This is a genomic window from Flavobacterium turcicum, from assembly GCF_011365745.1.
GTDB classification, from domain to species: Bacteria; Bacteroidota; Bacteroidia; order Flavobacteriales; family Flavobacteriaceae; genus Flavobacterium; species Flavobacterium turcicum.
Map to the genome: position 1 here is coordinate 69,613 of NZ_JAAOBY010000005.1, position 15,268 is coordinate 84,880.

A 15,268-nucleotide genomic window follows, 5' to 3' on the forward strand; every position below is an offset into this window, starting at 1 on the left:
ATTAAGCTTTTTTCTTAAAATTCACATTCATAATCACAATTGCCAAGATGATTAAAACAATTCCAATCCATTGAAGCAAAATTACTTTTTCGTTCAAAAGAAAATACGCCATCAATACTGATACGGGAAGTTCCAGAGCCGAAACAATACTCCCCAAACCAATTCCTGTTAAAGGAAACCCTGCGTTTAAAAGCATTGGCGGGATAATTGTTCCAAATAGAGAAAGTATAATTCCCCATTTAAGGAAAATAGTAAAATTAAAATCTTTTGCCGTAGAAAAAACTCCTAATGCATCAGCTATTGCTGGAAATTGATTTGGAATTATTTGCGTCATTAGTGCGAAAATTAAAACCATTATTCCGCCACCAAAAAGCATGTAAAGACTTCTTTGCGCCGATGAAATTTCGGTTGCAATTCTGTTTGCAGTAAACATGGTTGTGGTAAATGAAGTTGCTGCTAATAATCCAAAAAAGATTCCTAATGGATTTAATTTCACATCTGCATTCAGTAAGTTAGTTGCTAAAACAGTACCAATTAAAACAATAATTACAGATATAGTTTTGACTTTAGAAGGAGCTTTTTTGTCTAAAAACCATTCTAATAGCACGCCAATCCAAACTGTTTGCATTAAAAGAACAATAGCAATTGAAACAGGAATGTCAAATTTTACCGCTAAATAATAAAAAACGCTCGTTAGTCCAGTTGAAGTTCCAGCAAGCATTAATTGTGATTTGTTTTTTTTAGATGCTTTAACCGCTGTATTGTTGTTGCGGTTTCTTTGAAATGCATTGATTAATAAAATTCCAATAATTCCAAAAACAAATTGTGAAACAGTCACTTCTGCAGTTGTATAATTTTCATCATAAGCCATTCTTACAAAAGTTGCCAGCATTCCGTAGCTTGTAGCGCCCAATCCAACTAAAAAAACTCCTTTAAGTACACTATTATTTATCATCTTTGTTTCAAATTTTAAAAGCGGGCAAAGATAGTTTTTTAAAGTGATTAAAAAAGCCCTTTCACGGGATCATTCATAAGTCCGATTTTTTTAGGGTCAAATTGTAGTTTGTTTTGTAGCAAGGACGCGTACACACTCCTAAAATCCAGTTGGTGTTTTAAATCGCCTTGATCTAAATCAGCTAAATTTGGGTTGGCTCCAATAACCTTTCCTTTGTTGCTTCCGCCAATGATAAACATAGGAGCTGCAGTGCCATGATCGGTACCACTACCATTGTCTTTTACACGGCGCCCAAATTCAGAAAAAACGACGATTGTTACTTGCTGCAGTTGTTGTGATTTTTTTAAATCTTGGTAAAAACTAAAAACAGCATCATTCAATTCAGTTAATTTGTTTTTATGAATGGCTAGTTGATTGTCATGGGTATCAAAACCGTTTAGCGATGTGTAATACACTTTTGAGTTCAAGTTTCCCTTGATAAGTTTGGCAATCCACTCTAAATTTTTGGCTAATCCTGTTTTTGGATAAGTAATCTCTGAGGCTGCAGCTTTGCTAATGGCGTTTTGAATGTCATCTGCTCCTTCAACTACTGAACTAGCAATTTTTCGAACAAAATCCAATTGCGGATTAGTTGAAAGCTGAACGGGAGCTTCGGAATTTCTTTTCACCACAAATCGGCTCGGATCTTTTACTGTAATAGAATTGGGAGCATCTCCTTTCAATGCCAAATTATCAATGGTGTCAATATTTACTCCAGCAGTTGGTTGGTGCTCTTTGCATTGCAAATCTAAATAGCGACCTAGCCAGCCATCATTCAAATATTCTTGGTCTTTTGGTGCTGTTTGCCAAATTTCTTGACTGCGAAAATGGGAGCGAACTGGATTTGGGTAACCTACATTTTGCAAAACACTCAAATCGCCGTTTTGTTGCATTTGCGCAAAGCCACTTAAAGCAGGATGAAAGGCCATACCATTTGTGGCCGAAGCAACATCACCTTTACTAATGGCGATTTTTGGGCGGAGTTCGTAATACAAAGGATCTGAAAACGGAATAAAAGTATTCAAACCATCATTACCGCCATTGAGTTGTACAAATACAACACATTGTTCACCAACTACCAAATTACTTTGTGAACCATAAGAATATAGAAAGTCAGGAAGCAGCAATGCGCCACCAGTTAGCGTTCCTGTTAGTGTTAAAAAGTGTCTTCTGTTCATAACTGTGGGATTTAAATGAGTTGAAACTCGGGCGATTTTACCATATAATTAAACAATCGCAAAACGGCATAATCAGCGCCAATGGCATTGCTGTCAAAATCATATTTTATTATTTTTTCAAAGTCGGCTTGCGTGTTGGCTTCTACTTGAAATAGCAAACGGTCAGCCAATTGGGCAATTATTTTTTTGTGGGATGCGTTTTTATCCCACTTAAGTTGTACCGGAATTTGGCGAATTGGCTTGTCAATCATCGTTTTGTTCGCATTTTGGTTCCTAAAATTTCCTTTTCCGTTACAAAGTAAATCGGCTACATTGTTGCGCTGCAAGTACATTTGAGAACTCAACCACGAGTTGCCGCCATACCAACCTTTTACATTGGGTTGATTGAATAAATCCATGCCTTGTTCTTTCATGAATAGCACCAAACCTCGCGTATTTGGGTTTTTTATCTGTAATTCATCTAATAATTGCAGACTGAATTCAAGTGGATTTTTAATCTTCGAACCTGCCGTTTTTTTATCATATTCTTCAGTTATCATTTTTACCAAAAGCGGTTGTATTTCAAAGTTTACCTTTCGGAAATAATCACCGTAGTACAGCACCAAATCTTCGGAAGGATCGTCGTAAATAAACCATTGAAGTATTTTTCGAGTAATTAAATAAGGTATGGCCTTTTGTTCAAAAATAGCGTCAATGAGTTGATCGGCTTTTAAATTCCCTTTTTTGCCCAAATAAGTAAAAGGCTCATTATCTTCAAGAAACTTTCTGTACTGCGCTTTATCCTCGCCAATACCCAAACCTGCGAGTCCTTTTGCTCCGTTTTTGATATCTATTTCGGTGTAATTCCCAATGCCTAGAGTAAAAAGTTCTAATAATTCTCGACTTAGGTTTTCGTTCCATTTTCCTTTTCGATTGTCAACATTATCGAGGTAACGCACCATGGCATTGCTTTGAACGATTAATTTGGTAAGCGTTTTGAAATTGCCAAAAGCATGTGTTCTTAGGATTTGGTTGTGTTGGTAAATCCAATAATTGACTTTTACTTTTTGAATGGTCGATACAAAATGGTTGTGCCAAAAGCAGGTCATTTTTTCACGAAGCGGAAAAGCATCTTGCTGCATTTTTTCGATCCAAGCCATTTTCATTTCCAGTGCCGTTTGTGCTTCTTGCTTTCGGATGGCTTTGGCTTGATCTGAGTTTGCATCTTTCAGCGTTTGTCTTAACTCTTTAAATTCGGCTAAAGTTTTTGGGCTTTTTGCCAAATAATCGGGTAATTGGTCATCAATTGGGGTAGCAAAAGATTTTTCTAGAAAATCATTCACGCCATTTTTTTCAATAAAATCGGCTTGTTTGGCCGAAAATCCGAGTCGTAAGGACCATAATACAGATGATTTCATATCGGTAATTGCTTTATTATTAGATGGCTTGAGTTGTGAAAGGTTTAAGGATGAAGCTAATTCTTAACATTTACCATCAATAAAAACAATTTCATGAACCGTGCCACTGTAACATATTCTCTACAATTGCTACTTATGGGCATCAATCACATCAATCATGAAAAAAATCATTAGCCTAGCAGTAGTAAGTATGTTTCATTTTTACACAGCCTCTGCACAAACGGCCCCAGAACAAAAAACAGAAGTCGAAACTGAAAAAACGAACGAACTAAAAGAAGTAACAATCGTTAAAAATAAAAAGGCCATCGAACAAAAAGCCGATCGGACTATTTTTAACTTTTCGGAACAGGCCAATCTCAATACCGGTTCCGTTTTAGAGGGAATCAAAAAATTACCCGGTTTAATCGCTTCGGATATTGCCGGGATGATGTATCAAGGTAAGCAATTGGATGTTTTTATGGACGGGCGTCCGCTGAATATTTCTACTAATGAATTAAACGCTTTTTTGGAGGGAATGCCAGCCAACGCTATCGAAAAAATCGAAATTATTACCCAACCAGGAGCCGAGTTTCCTGCTACTTCCGGAGGTGCAATCCTTAACATTATTACCAACAGGAATGCGAAAAACTATTTGAGTGCAACGTATACCAACAGTACCAGCATTACAGATTATGATGATGTTCGTTTGCGAATGAACAACAGTTTGTTATTGAGTGCTAAAAACAAATATTTTGGATGGCAGCTTAATTTTGGTCAAAACTACCGCGAGTCTGCAGTTTGGACGGCTTTGGAGCGCAAAGAAAATGAAATGACGACGGTATTGTCACAAACCGATGCGGACAGATTAGGGCGCACTAATTTTGTAAAATCGGCTTTGACATTCGATATCGGAAAGGATCGATTGCTGTTGAATTATGACTTTACAAAAAACGATAACAACAGTAATACCTTGGGTTCAGGTCCTGGATTTAACACTGACGATACTTCGGTAAGCGATGGTTTGCGTCAGGATGCTGTGGTTACGTACCAGAAAAAATTTGATAATGCCGCCAAGAAATTAGAATTCAAATTCAATTATAATTCGAACACTAACGATTTCTTATTGCGTCCAACTGGCAATACAACGCCTACCTTGGATAATACTTCGCATCAGAAAGTTTACAACGGAAAAGTAGATTTTTCGCAGCCTTTTGATTTTTCTGACGAAGGTAAATTGAGCATTGGAGCTTTGTACGAAGAATTACTTTTTGATACTTCCAACAGAGGTATTACCAATTTAGAGTACAAACGAAGAACAGCCGCGAGCTACTTTGAAGTACAAACCAAATTTGATAAATTGAATTTCATTGTTGGAGGTCGTGCCGAAGATTACAATATCACAGGTAACACGGATGTGGCTGCTTTGAGCACTTTTAAACAATTTAGATTTTTTCCTAATGCAAGTGCGCAGTACAATTTTACCAATGCCATCAATTTTAATGTAAATTACAACAAGAAAATTACCTTGCCAAGTACATCAGCATTAAACCCAAACAATACGAACTATCAAAACCCAAATATAGAATACTCAGGAAACCCGAACCTACAACCAACTATTTTTGATAATTACGAAGTAAAACTGAGTGCTTTTGATTATGCTTTTATCAGTTATAATTTGAGTTCGGCTAAAAATCAAGTTATTCAAAGGGTAATGGTTGACGGCACTGTTGTTGCCAATACCAACGAAAATATTCCAGAAGTAAAAATTCACAACTTCAATATCGGGATGCCAATTCCGTACATGCTTTTTACGAAAGGATTAGCAGAGACCATGAAAATGAACGTAAATCCAGATACCATGAATTTTTTATACGTGTATGCTGGATACCAATTGCACGATATTCCTAGAGTTGATACCAAAGGTTTTTGGGTTTTAAATTTCATGTCGCAGTTGGTGTTGCCACAAAAAATCAAGTTTGTTGCCAATTACAATTATATCGTACCAAAGGGAAATTACTTCTATTTTATTGCCGTGGCTCCCATCCGCAATTCGCTTGATTTGACTTTTTCAAAAAAGTTTTTAAAAGATCAATTGACTTTGTCTGTGTATGTAGATGATGTTTTAGATAAAAACCGCAATGCGTTCAATGCTTTCGAAACACCAATTTTTATCAGCAACAAGCAAGATACGAGACGTTTTGGTTTTAGTTTGAATTATAAAATTCCAACACGAAACAAATTGGCTAAAGAAAGTCCGAGTTTGTTAAACACCGATAAAAAAGAAGAAGGTGGTTTGCTAAACCAATAATTGTCATCATCTGCTAAAATAAAAATGCTCCTAACAAATCTGTTTAGGAGCATTTTTTTATTTTTCATTTTGTACCAAATCGCTCAGGTGCAAGCGCAAGGCATTAACAGATATTGATTTTTCCCAAAACGATAGGCCGAGGGAAAGCAGGAGGAAAAACAAACTTCCTCCAAACAAATAGATACCTGCCGTTGCTTGTTCTAAAAAAAGTAAAAGCATAGCAAAAACACTCAAAAACAAGCTCAAAACACCTGCCATTTGCATATTGCGAATAAGCGTTAGGCGCAGGTTCAGATTTTTTATTTCTAGCAAAATGAGCGCGCTTTCTTTTTCCTTATATGTTTTTTTTAAACCGCGAACAATGGTTGCTATGGTTAAAAATCGGTTGGTGTATGCTAACAAAATTAAGGAGGTAGCGCCAAAAAGTAGGGCAGGAGTTTCAATTTGTAAATTCATGTTTGCTGTTTTATAAAGTAGGTTCAACCATTATGGTTAGGCTGTAGCCGATGTAAATTGTTACTGTTTATCGGTGTCAAGCAAAGGTACTAAAACAAAATTGCGCTTTCGCGAATGCGGCTTGCTCACCTGAAATTAAAATGCTGCATTTGCAACTTTCATCTTTCAATTTTATTATTTTTGATTTGCCAATCTTGTTACAAAAAGATTTTTTTTCGAGTAAATAATTTTCAAAGAGTCAATGGTAATAAAGACTTGGCATTGAACGAGAACTTTTTTCACAAAACAAATTTGTACCAATAGGATTTCCATTTTTTTTCATAACCAGATTTAATTACAATACTTTTATACCAAAACCGAAATGATGTACCATAATATGAAATACCGCTTAAAGAATATTTTTATTCATCAGTTAAAAGATGTTGGTACCTTTTTAGGTGTTTTATACGTCGTGGTGATTGGCTCGGCGGTGATGTTACTCGAAAAAACTGTTGATTTTGGGCAAATCTTTCATTTAGATATTCGAGCTACTTATGAGAGTTTGCTCTCTGTAACCAATATTTTAGTTTCTATTTTGATTGGTATTTCATTGACTACTTTTTCGGTTATTTTTGTAGTCATGCAGTTGGCTTCGTCACAGTTTTCTCCGCGAATTTTGAGGCATTTTTTGATAACCGACTTTAAAATGCAGAAATTCATCGGCCTTATTGTAGGCAGTATTTCGTTGTGTATCTTGCCGCAATTAGTGACGGTCTTTTTTCCTGAAACTCCGTTTTTAGTTACTTTATCATTGGGCACATTGTTGGCTTTTTACGGATTATCGTGGTCGTATCCCAACATGATTACCTATTTAAGCATCAATATGAATGTGTCTAGTATTACCAACAGCATCAAAGTAGATATGATGGCGGAGATTAATTTACTCTACCAAGAAAATTGGAAAAAAGGAAGTAGTTTGTTGTACAAAAGGGCTTTAATCAATTCAGATAAATACAAAATACAAATTTTAAGTCCGTTTGATTCTGGATATTTAGATAGTGTCAATTATGTAAAACTCAAGACTATTGTTGATGTACTCACGGATTCCGACCTTGGAGATTGTTTTGAAAATGCGTATCAAAAACCCATCATTGGCGAGTTCATCATGAAAGAAACTACTACTTTGGTGACTTTGGTTTTTAATCAACCTTTAACGGCAACGCAAGCGCAAGTGGTGCAACGTAGGGTTGGCGTTGTGGTTAAAAGTGCCTTTAAAGTCGAGCAATTCAGGAGTCATACGCAAGACATCAATTTTGGGGTACGTAAATTAGTTGATATTGCTATCAAAGCGATATCTCCTGCGGTAAATGATCCTACAACTTGCTTGAATTGTATTGATCAAATAGGAGAAATTGCTAAGGAATTGGCTTTGAAATCTTTTCCTTCAACTGATGCAAGAGCTTTGAGTACTGCTAAAATTCAGGTCAATGAGTTTGATTTTGAAGAGTTCATCGATTTTTGTTTTGATCAAATTTTTCAATGGGGAAAAGAGGATCCAACGGTTGTAAAAAGAATTCTGAGAGCCATTCGATCCATAATTCCTTTGGTAGAAAATCCTTTTCATTTAAAGGTTTTAATACAACAAGTAGAGGAAATGGAGTTGAGTACACTTTATAATTTGGAAAATTATCAAACGGGAGCTTTAAAAATTTCTAAAGAAAAATTGATTACTATTGAAAATGAGCTGCTTCATTTTAAAACCAAAGCGAAACAACAAATTGCTTCCATTGATCGTGCGGGAATACTGTCTTTTTACGAAAATGAGTTTGTGCCTCAAAATGAGGTGATTGCTGTAGCGCAACAACAAGCTTTGCACTATTTGCGTCAGTATGCAAGCTAATGTAATGCTGTAAAAAATGCGATAGTTCCATATTTAATTTAATTTTGTGGTTAAAACTTTACAAAATAGCTCTCATTTTCCTATGGTGTTTGAATACAAATAAAATGCAATTCTCTCGCATTTAAAAATCAACTGCTAGCCTCTACTTTTATTGAAGTATTAAAATTATTACTTTCTAAAAGCTTCTTATGATAGTCGCATTTGGTTTAATCATTAGCTAACAATCGTTTCAAGATTTTTTTTAATTGTTTTACCTTGTCTTTTTTTGCGTATGTGTTTGATCTTTAGTTGGTATTTTTAATTTTATCGTGATATATTAAAATTGTTTATGACTATCATTATAAATATAAATAAAAATTAATGATTAGCCTATTGTACTTTTGCACTATGAAACACAAAAGCCCCAATATGAAATAAACTAAAAGCAAAAAAGGCGTTTTTAACTTTAGTTTTTGTTTTTTATTTGGGCTTAAAGAGCAATCGAAATGATCGAAAATATCATTTGATATTCGCTTTAGCAATATTAATTTTTTATGTTCTATTTCACTTTGACACCAAAAAAGAAAGCATGAAAAAGCAATTTCAATTTAAATTAATCGAGGGAAAATTTGAACCTCTTGAGGCAGGAAAAGTTTTGTATTCGCTGATCAACACCAAAGTAAATTACCACAGTTTGGAAAAATACGGCAGTGAATTTAGGTTTAATAGAGATTTTCAGCATTCAAAACGACGACAAGAAACTTTAATAGAGGCATCTGATTATATTAGAATTTTGATTAAAGAGGCTGAGGAAAAAGATTTAGAATTGCTCATCAACGGCATCATTCAAATTGAGGTAAGGCCTAAAGCCAAAACAGATGGAGCTATTTAAAGACAGAAAGTTACTGATCGCAACCAAACATCAGAAAGAGCGGGTAATTGCACCCATTTTTGAAAAAGGGCTTAGTGTAAGCTGTTTTGTTCCTACTGTTTTCGATACCGATATTTTTGGCACTTTTGCTGGTGAGATCGATAGGAAATCAACTGCTTTACAAACTGTTCGCGAAAAATGTCTTTCTGCGATGACTGCCTTTGATTGTGATTTAGCCATAGCAAGTGAAGGTTCGTTTGGTGCGCATCCCAGTTTATTTTTTGCGCAAGCGGATGAAGAATTTTTGATTTTAATCGATAAAAAAAACGAAATCGAGATTGTGGTAAGAGAAATCAGTTTAGACACTAATTTCTATGGAATAGCAATAGACACTTGGCAAGATTTATTGGATTTTGCAGAGAGAATTCACTTTCCTTCTCATGCTATTATTTTGCGCAGCGGTCCCAAAAATAACGAATCAATTCTAAAAGGAATTGACAACATGCCGCAATTACAAAGTTGTTTTGAGCATTTGCAAAAAATATACGGCTCTGTTTATGCCGAGATCGATATGAGAGCGCATAACAACCCTACACGCATGAGAGTTATTGAAGTAGCGGCTCAAAAGTTGCTTCAAGCCGTTCAATCTGTTTGTCCGGAGTGCAACACGCCAGGATTTGTAGTTACTGAAGCTAAAGTTGGTTTGCCTTGTGAGTGGTGCAAATCGCCTACACGTTCTACTTTAAGCCATGTTTATAATTGTAAAAAATGCCAACATACACTCGAAGTTCCATTTCCGTATCAAAAAACAACCGAAGATCCCATGTATTGTGATTATTGTAACCCTTAAGTAATGAATTCTATATCAAAATCTATCCCAGAGGCAATTGCATTATTAAATCAAGAAGAAGTTATTGCCATTCCTACAGAGACTGTTTATGGGTTAGCAGGAAACATCTTTAGCCCCAAAGCTATTGCTTCTATTTTTAGCATCAAAAAACGACCAACGTTCAATCCTTTAATCGTACACTTAAAATCAGTTGAAAGTTTGCCGCAAGTTGCACGAGAAATTCCAATTAAAGCTGCGCAATTGGCTGCTACTTTTTGGCCTGGTCCCTTGACGATGGTTTTAAAAAAGCAGTCCAATGTACCAGATTTGGTCACAGCTGGTAAAGATACCGTTGCAGTGCGTGTGCCAAATCATGAGCTTACTTTGGCACTTTTAGAACAGCTCGATTTTCCTTTGGCTGCTCCAAGTGCCAACCCGTTTGGGTCTATTAGTCCAACACAAGCCAGTCATGTAGCGCAGTATTTTCAAGAAGAGGTTCCCTTAATTTTAGATGGTGGAAGCTGTCAAAAAGGCATCGAGTCGACCATTATAGGTTTTGAAAACGACGAACCTGTTTTATATCGTTTAGGTTCTCTCGCGCTTGAGGACATTGAGGCGGTAGTTGGGCCTGTAGCGGTACATAATTACAATGAAAAAGCACCGCCAGCTCCAGGAATGTTAGCCCGCCATTATGCGCCCGCTACAACTACGCAGTTGACTACTGCTATGAGTTTGGATTTAGACCAAAATTTGAAATTGCGAGTTGGCGTGTTGTCTTTTAGCACCAATTATCAAAGTGACTGTATTGTTGCGCAGGAGGTGCTTTCAAAATCAGGCTCATTAGCAGAAGCAAGCTCTCGTTTATACGCTGCATTACACCGCTTGGATAGCCAAGAATTAGATTTGATTTTAGTCGAGCGTTTTCCAGATATTGGATTGGGCAAAACTATTAATGACAGACTAAAACGCGCAGCTAAAAAATAAAAGACTGGTATTTTTAAACTTTACATATCAAAACAATTGACAAGCACATCGTGCAATTGAAAATAAAAAAACTTAATCATGAATTTGAATTTATTAATTGAAAACCTTACCAATCCCGCTTTACTTTTTTTTGTCCTCGGAATTATTGCCGTTTTAGTTAAAAGTGATTTGCAAATTCCAGAGGGCAGCTCGAAGTTTATTTCCCTTTATTTACTTTTTTCTATCGGTTTTAAAGGTGGTCAAGAATTGGCTCATAGTCATTTTGATTGGGGCATTATTTGGTCTATCGTTTTCGGAATTGGAATTGCAATTGTGATTCCGTTTTACTTGTTTTTTATTTTAAAACGAATTTACAGTATTGAAGATTCAGGAGCAATTGCCGCTGCCTACGGATCTGTAAGTGCGGTTACTTTTGTTACAGCTATTTCATTTTTAGAGTTACAAAATTCTACTTTCAGCGGTCATATGGTAGCAGTTATGGCCTTAATGGAAGCTCCAGCAATTATTGTAGGTGTTATTTTGATAAGGCTTAATGCAAAGAATACAGATACGAAAACAAAGCTGTCTTCTGTTTTTAAACACTCGTTTACCAACGGAAGTGTATTGCTTATTATTGGTAGCTTGCTTATAGGTTTTTTGGCCAGTGAACAGCAAGCATTGGGAATTAAACCTTTTACCACTGATATTTTTAAAGGATTTTTAGCACTATTTTTATTGGATATGGGGATTGTCAGCGGCCGAAAATTAGGCGATTTTTTTAAGAGCGGTTGGTTTAGTATTTTGTTTGCAATTCTATTCCCATTATTGAATGGTGTAGTGGTAGCTATTTTAAGCGGATGGGTTACTGCTGATATTGGAAACCGATTCATATTTGCAGTACTGGCGGCAAGTGCCTCGTATATTGCTGTGCCTGCTGCCATGAAAATTGCAGTTCCCAAGGCAAACCCCGGAATCTTTTTACCGATGGCTTTGGCGGTGACCTTTCCGTTCAATATTACTTTCGGGATGCCAATATATTTTGCGATAGTACAGTGTTGATCCCACCCGCAGTCGCGATTATTAATTAAAAAAGAGGTAGCTTTTGGACTACCTCTTTTTTAATGAAAATTAATTTTCTAAGAATAGAATAATTATCTAATCGTTTTCAGCATTTCTTCAACAGCTCTTTCTAATTGTTTGTCTTGTCCATTCAAATAATCTTCGTATTTCATAGCAACGGGAATATCTGGATTTACTTGCAAGTTTTCAGTAGGTCTGTTTTCTTTTCCGATAGTAGCTACCATTGGAATTCCGAAAACTAAAGTAGGATCAATTTGAGTTTCCCACCAAACAGCCGTTCCTGTTCCTGGAACGCCCATTCCTATTAATTTTCCGATTCCGTTTTGCTTGTACACGTATGGGAAAATGAAAGCGTCTGAATAATTGCCTTCGCCCATTAATACACAGCTTGGTTTGGTCCATCTTCCTAATGGTTCTGCATCTTTCAAGCGGTTGCCTTGTGGTGAAAATTCAAGGTAACGTTTGCCACTCAATAAGGTATTCAAATCATCGTGTAACCAGCCACCACCATTAAAACGAGTATCAACAATCAAAGCTTCTTTTTCGAAATTTTTACCCATCACTTGGTCAAAAACTTCTCTAAAACTGCCGTCATTCATACCTTGTACGTGAACGTAGCCTACTTTTCCATTACTCAATTTTTCAGTAATCTGATTCATCTTGCGAATCCAACGGTTGTACATTAAACCCGATTCTTCACCAAATGAAATCGGTTTTACAGACTCTTGAAACGCTACACCATTAGCATCTACACCTGAAATTAGGATTAGTTTACCTGTTTTTCTGTTTAGAAATTTAGCCCAATCTGTAGTAGCAGTAATTGCTTCGTTGTCAATTTTATTGATAGTAGCACCTGCTTTTAACTTTGAATTCGTTTTGTCAAAAGGCCCGCCTACAATTACTTCAGTAACTTTTAAACCATCAGCGGCATTTTTTTCATCGTACAATAAACCCAGGCAAGCTGTAGCATCCATGTTTGGAGGTGTAAAACTATAGCGACCTCCTGTGTGCGAAGCGTTGAGTTCTCCTAAAATTTCACTCAACAATTCTTGGAAATCATAGTTGTTATTGATGTGTGGTAAAAATTTAGCATAAGTATCTTTATACATTTTCCAATCTACGCCATGTAATTTTGGGTCGTAAAACTTCTTAGCGGTTTGTCTCCACATGTGATTGAAAATGTAGTTACGTTCCGCTTCGGTATTTAAAACCATTTCAGCCGAAACGTTAACTCCTGTGATTTTTCCGCTTTCGGTATCAATTTTAGACAAGCTTCCGTCGTTTCGAACAAACAATGTTTTATTGTCTTTGCTTAAGAATAAAGTACTTGGCGATGATCCTAGTTTGGCTAAAATCTTAGTTTCTTTGGTTTTGGTATCAGTTACCCAAAGGTCGAATCCTTTTTCAAAAGAAGCTAAATAGAACAATTTACTGCCTTCATCATTAAATACAAAATCCGCAATAGATGAACTGTTGATGGTAACACGAACTTTTCTAGTTTCAAGGTCAGTCAAATCTGGATTCCAAACTACTGCTTCCTCTTTTTTAGGAGTCTCTTTCTTGTTTTTATCTGTGCTTGCAGCCGTTTTTTTGTCTTCGGCTTCTTTTTCTTTGTCTTTTATTTCTTTTGCAAGAGCCGCTTCTTCTTTGGATAATTTAAAATTTTCAAAGTCTTTTTTATCGAAAAATACGGCGTACACGTCAAGTTCTCTGCTGCCTTGATTGGCCAATGATTTACGACCTTCTTTGCTGCTCAGCCACGCTAATGCTTTGCCTTTCATTTGTTGTTTGGCTGCATCTTCGCCAAAACCACTCATAATTGGGTATTTAGTTTCAGAGCCGTCGGCTTTGATCATCGCGGTATGCGTTGCATTAAAATTACCCATGCTATCATCTACAAAAAGCCATTTGCTATCATCGCTCCAGTTGAAACCAAAATCGCCATCAGAATAACTGTGATTTCTACCTTCTGGTAAAATGGTTCGTGAAGTTTTGCTGGCTAAATTATACACACGAACAATATTGCGCTCTTCAACAAAAGCAATTTCTTTTCCGTCTGGGCTGAATTTAGGTAAGAACTCCTCTTTGTTAGACGCAATTAATTTCTCCTCCTTGATTAGAGTAGCTGCGTAAAAATAAGCTTCTTCTTTTCGTTCTACTATTGCCGTAAATAAATCCCAACTGTCACCACGTTCTGAGGCGTAAATAAGGGTTTTACTGTCAGTAGACCATTGCACATGGCGCTCTTGCTCCGGTGTGTTGGTAATTCTTTTGGTACTTCCACCGTCGGCATTGGTCACAAAAATTTCACCTCTAGAAACAATTGCAATTTCTTTTCCGTTCGGGCTTGGCACAAACTCTGAAATAGAACCTGCAATAGGCACGTTTTTCTCCACATTGCCTTTACCATCATTTTGAATAGTGATTTTTACTTTTTGTGGACTTTTGCCTTCTTTCAAAGTGTAAATTTCACCGTCTTGCGAAAAGCATAAAGTATTGTCTTGTGCTACGCTTAAATGACGCACCGGATTGTTTTTGAAAGTAGTTAAGGCTGTTGCTGTTTTAGCGCCTAGATTTTGCTTGAAAATATTTTGATTGCTGCCATCGGCTTCGCTCAAAAAGAAAATATTTTGGTTGTCATTGCTGTATACCGGCTCGCGGTCTTCGCCTTCGTAAGTGCTTAATTGGGTGTAGGTTTTTTTGTTAACATCAAATACCCAAATATCACGCGTTACACTGCTGGTGTGGTGTTTACGTAATGGGTCTTCGTAGCCTTTGCGGTCTTGAAAAACAATTTGATTCCCTGCTGCATTGTAGCGCGCATATTCTATTCCGCCCTCAGTAACCAACACCGGTTTTCCGCCAGTTGCTGCAACTGTATAAAGGTTTTGGAACAAACGCGGCGAATAAAAATGGATGTTGTTGTTGCTCGTTTGACGGCTAGAACCAAATAACACATTTTTACTATCAGGTGAAAAATCATACGGATAATCAGCGGCGGAGTTAAAGGTAAGTCGGGTAGGAGTTCCTCCAGTTACGGGTAGTGTAAATACGTCAAAATTACCGTAACGGTCACTTGCAAAAGCAATTTGCTTTCCGTCTTTACTCCACACAGGCATCATGTCGTGTCCTTCATGAATGGTAATAGGAACTGCAGTACCACCTTTGGCATTGACTACATAAATATCGCCTTTATAACCAAAAGCAATGTTTTTACCATCAGGAGAAAGCGCGGGATGGCGCAACCAGAGGGCATCTTGTGCGAATGATACTGAGCTTGCTATCAACAACAAGCCACAGTATAATGAAGATTTTAAGTTCATAGTTTATTAGAGTTTAGTTCTTCATTTAGTAG

Annotated in this window: 11 protein-coding genes; 6 read left to right on the forward strand and 5 right to left on the reverse strand. The window is 36.6% G+C overall.

Going from position 1 to position 15,268, the window contains the following annotated elements:
• Window position 1: 1 nt before the first annotated feature.
• From G9Q29_RS09875 to G9Q29_RS09885, 3 genes are read right to left on the reverse strand one after another with little or no spacing between them, the layout of a single operon-like run.
• Complete coding sequence (locus G9Q29_RS09875) at window positions 2-955, reverse strand: DMT family transporter (RefSeq protein ID WP_166136458.1); 954 nt, start codon at window positions 953-955, stop codon at window positions 2-4.
• Window positions 956-1,002: 47 nt separating this feature from the next.
• Window positions 1,003-2,172, reverse strand: coding sequence for a DUF1501 domain-containing protein (locus tag G9Q29_RS09880; protein ID WP_166136461.1), 1,170 nt, complete (start codon window positions 2,170-2,172; stop codon window positions 1,003-1,005).
• Between the two features lie 11 nt (window positions 2,173-2,183).
• Window positions 2,184-3,569 carry a DUF1800 domain-containing protein gene (locus tag G9Q29_RS09885; RefSeq protein ID WP_166136464.1) on the reverse strand — a complete coding sequence of 462 codons (1,386 nt, stop codon included), beginning with the start codon at window positions 3,567-3,569 and terminating at the stop codon, window positions 2,184-2,186.
• Window positions 3,570-3,726: 157 nt separating this feature from the next.
• On the opposite strand from G9Q29_RS09885, the gene G9Q29_RS09890 reads away from it, so the two are divergent.
• A complete protein-coding gene (locus tag G9Q29_RS09890) occupies window positions 3,727-5,856 on the forward strand; it encodes a TonB-dependent receptor domain-containing protein (protein WP_166136466.1) in 2,130 nt (709 codons plus the stop codon).
• 57 nt (window positions 5,857-5,913) lie between these two features.
• On the opposite strand, the gene G9Q29_RS09895 is transcribed toward G9Q29_RS09890, so the two are convergent.
• On the reverse strand, window positions 5,914-6,312 hold the full coding sequence (locus G9Q29_RS09895; protein WP_166136469.1) for a DUF2721 domain-containing protein: 399 nt from the start codon (window positions 6,310-6,312) through the stop codon (window positions 5,914-5,916).
• 361 nt (window positions 6,313-6,673) lie between these two features.
• Here G9Q29_RS09895 and G9Q29_RS09900 point away from each other — a divergent pair, with 361 nt between their 5' ends.
• The 5 genes from G9Q29_RS09900 to G9Q29_RS09920 all read left to right on the forward strand — a co-directional run bounded on the left by G9Q29_RS09900 (window position 6,674) and on the right by G9Q29_RS09920 (window position 11,892).
• Complete coding sequence (locus tag G9Q29_RS09900) at window positions 6,674-8,191, forward strand: DUF2254 family protein (RefSeq protein ID WP_166136472.1); 1,518 nt, start codon at window positions 6,674-6,676, stop codon at window positions 8,189-8,191.
• A gap of 568 nt (window positions 8,192-8,759) precedes the next feature.
• Entirely contained in the window at window positions 8,760-9,062 is a 303-nt protein-coding gene (locus G9Q29_RS09905; protein ID WP_166136475.1) for a hypothetical protein, read from the forward strand.
• On the forward strand, window positions 9,049-9,891 hold the full coding sequence (locus G9Q29_RS09910) for a DUF6671 family protein (protein WP_166136478.1): 843 nt from the start codon (window positions 9,049-9,051) through the stop codon (window positions 9,889-9,891). The genes G9Q29_RS09905 and G9Q29_RS09910 overlap by 14 nt, the downstream gene beginning before the upstream one ends.
• Before the next feature lie 3 nt (window positions 9,892-9,894).
• Window positions 9,895-10,854: an L-threonylcarbamoyladenylate synthase gene (locus tag G9Q29_RS09915; protein ID WP_166136481.1), complete on the forward strand. Its 960-nt coding sequence runs from the start codon at window positions 9,895-9,897 to the stop codon at window positions 10,852-10,854.
• Between the two features lie 78 nt (window positions 10,855-10,932).
• A complete protein-coding gene (locus tag G9Q29_RS09920; RefSeq protein WP_166136484.1) occupies window positions 10,933-11,892 on the forward strand; it encodes a sodium-dependent bicarbonate transport family permease in 960 nt (319 codons plus the stop codon).
• Between the two features lie 92 nt (window positions 11,893-11,984).
• On the opposite strand, the gene G9Q29_RS09925 is transcribed toward G9Q29_RS09920, so the two are convergent.
• On the reverse strand, window positions 11,985-15,236 hold the full coding sequence (locus G9Q29_RS09925) for a S41 family peptidase (protein WP_166136487.1): 3,252 nt from the start codon (window positions 15,234-15,236) through the stop codon (window positions 11,985-11,987).
• Between the last annotated feature and the right edge of the window lie 32 nt (window positions 15,237-15,268).

Excerpts from the sequence above, each read along its gene's own strand:
- G9Q29_RS09890 (WP_166136466.1), top strand. The coding sequence starts at position 3,727 with ATGAAAAAAATCATTAGCCTAGCAGTAGTAAGTATGTTTCATTTTTAC.
- G9Q29_RS09875 (WP_166136458.1), bottom strand. The coding sequence starts at position 955 with ATGATAAATAATAGTGTACTTAAAGGAGTTTTTTTAGTTGGATTGGGC.
- G9Q29_RS09880 (WP_166136461.1), bottom strand. The coding sequence starts at position 2,172 with ATGAACAGAAGACACTTTTTAACACTAACAGGAACGCTAACTGGTGGC.
- G9Q29_RS09925 (WP_166136487.1), bottom strand. The coding sequence starts at position 15,236 with ATGAACTTAAAATCTTCATTATACTGTGGCTTGTTGTTGATAGCAAGC.
- G9Q29_RS09895 (WP_166136469.1), bottom strand. The coding sequence starts at position 6,312 with ATGAATTTACAAATTGAAACTCCTGCCCTACTTTTTGGCGCTACCTCC.
- G9Q29_RS09905 (WP_166136475.1), top strand. The coding sequence starts at position 8,760 with ATGAAAAAGCAATTTCAATTTAAATTAATCGAGGGAAAATTTGAACCT.
- G9Q29_RS09920 (WP_166136484.1), top strand. The coding sequence starts at position 10,933 with ATGAATTTGAATTTATTAATTGAAAACCTTACCAATCCCGCTTTACTT.
- G9Q29_RS09915 (WP_166136481.1), top strand. The coding sequence starts at position 9,895 with ATGAATTCTATATCAAAATCTATCCCAGAGGCAATTGCATTATTAAAT.
- G9Q29_RS09900 (WP_166136472.1), top strand. The coding sequence starts at position 6,674 with ATGATGTACCATAATATGAAATACCGCTTAAAGAATATTTTTATTCAT.
- G9Q29_RS09885 (WP_166136464.1), bottom strand. The coding sequence starts at position 3,569 with ATGAAATCATCTGTATTATGGTCCTTACGACTCGGATTTTCGGCCAAA.
- G9Q29_RS09910 (WP_166136478.1), top strand. The coding sequence starts at position 9,049 with ATGGAGCTATTTAAAGACAGAAAGTTACTGATCGCAACCAAACATCAG.